This window comes from Kitasatospora sp. NPDC059571 (genome assembly GCF_042735675.1).
Taxonomy (GTDB): Bacteria; Actinomycetota; Actinomycetes; order Streptomycetales; family Streptomycetaceae; genus Kitasatospora.
In genome coordinates this window covers 1-1,843 of sequence record NZ_JBHWBW010000779.1, presented here as the reverse complement: position 1 = coordinate 1,843, position 1,843 = coordinate 1, and the positions used below count along the sequence as shown (strand labels likewise).

Here is a 1,843-nt window from a genome sequence, read left to right as displayed (position 1 = left end):
CGTTCCAGCCCTCGGCGCCCGCGCCCGCCGGTGCGGGCGCACCCTGGGTCTCCGCGCGGTCGGCCGCACCGCGCAGCCGCTCTCCGGTGCTCCGGAACACGTGCTGGAGCACCGCGCCGCCGGTGGTGGCGCCCACCGAGACGACCGCGGCGCCCGCCACCGTGCCGTACACGCCCAGGCCCGAGGCGAGCACCGCCCCGGCCACTGCGGCGAGTGCGGCGGCGGCCACCTGGGCCACGCTGAGATCGATCCGCCGGCCGCCCTGCGGCCCGCTCCGTCCGTCCTGCTGCGGCATCAGCTTCCCTCGGTCGACGCGCTGGAAATTCGAACAATTCTGTCCATCCTGCCCGGAGAAGGACACAAGGGGCGAAAATCCGGTTCGCTGCAGTCGATATATGTGAAGATGATCACCGTCAGTTGATCGGATACCCGGTCCCCGGTGTGCCCGCTCTTGAGAATCCGGTGATTCACGGGAGACTTGAGCGGCGAGCCGCCCCGCCGGGTGCCACGAATGGAGTACTGTTCGTGGGGCCTGAGCCTTCGGCCGTCCTGTCGACGATCCGTCAGACGGCTGCCGAGGGGCCCGGGCGCGACGTCGACCGGCGACGTGGCGAACAGGCAACCGTGCCACAGCGGCGTGCCCGGGTGAAAGCCCGACACGCCGGGTAACTCTGCAAGGTTGTGGCCAGTCGCACGCGGGCAGGCCACACTCAGTACGGGAGCAGCGACGCAGGTGACGTCGGCAGGCACCACCCGGGAGGTAACCGTGCCCGAACTGCGGGTTGTGGCCGTCAGCAACGACGGCACACGGCTGGTGCTCAAGGCTGCCGACAGCACGGAGTACACCCTCCCCATCGACGAACGGCTGCGCGCCGCCGTGCGCGGCGACCGGCCGCGGCTCGGCCAGATCGAGATCGAGGTCGAGTCCCACCTCCGCCCCCGGGACATCCAGGCGCGGATACGAGCCGGTGCCTCCGCCGAGGAGGTCGCACAGGCCGCGGGCATCTCCGTCGAGCGGGTCCGCCGCTTCGAGGGTCCGGTGCTGGCCGAGCGGGCGTTCATGGCCGAGCGGGCGCGGAAGACCGCGATCCGCCGGCACGGCGAGTCGACCGGGCCGCAGCTCGGCGAGGCCGTCGCCGAGCGGCTGACCCTGCGCGCCGCCGAGAAGGACACCGAGCGCTGGGACTCCTGGCGCCGGGACGACGGCACCTGGGAGGTCATCCTCAGCTACCGCGCGGACGGCGAGCACCGCCGCGCGAGCTGGACGTACGACCCGCCCCGCCGCCTGGTCCAGCCGAACGACGACGAGGCCCGCGCGCTGATCGGCGAGAGCGTCGAGCGCGACGAGGACTCGGTCTTCCCGTTCATCCCGCGGATCGCCCGGCTCCCCCAGGACCGGCCGGCCCGGGCCATGATCGAGCGGCCCTCGGCCGACCGGATCATGTCCGGCCGCGAGGTCCGCGAGGCCAGGGAGGCGACCGCGGAGTCCCGCGACTCGCTGACCAGCCTGCTGGACGTGGTGCCCGCCTACCGCGGCGACCTGGCGATCGGCCCCGCGCCGGAGCCGGTCACCGTCGAGGAGCCGGAGCCCGTCGAGGAGCCGGCCGCGCCCGCCGCCAGCATCGGCGCGGGCTCCGCCTACGCGGACATCCTCATGCCGCCGCGGGCGGTCGCCCCGCACCGGGAGCGGCTGGTCGGCACCACCGACCGGCAGGCGGAGGCCGACGGCGTCCGTCCGGGCCGCCGGGCCACCGTGCCCAGCTGGGACGAGATCGTCTTCGGCAGCCGGCGCAAGAAGCAGGAGTAGCAGGCGACACGACGGAGGGCCCCGCCGCAGCGGCGG

1 protein-coding gene and 1 pseudogene are annotated in these 1,843 nt (G+C 73.8%); one reads left to right on the top strand and one right to left on the bottom strand.

From position 1 onward, the window contains the following. Positions 1-295: pseudogene (locus ACFV0G_RS38940) on the bottom strand (hypothetical protein); the annotation flags it as partial. A gap of 438 nt (positions 296-733) precedes the next feature. Here ACFV0G_RS38940 and sepH point away from each other — a divergent pair. Beyond that, on the top strand, positions 734-1,807 hold the full coding sequence (gene sepH / locus ACFV0G_RS38935) for a septation protein SepH (RefSeq protein WP_380558518.1): 1,074 nt from the start codon (positions 734-736) through the stop codon (positions 1,805-1,807). Positions 1,808-1,843 lie beyond the last annotated feature (36 nt).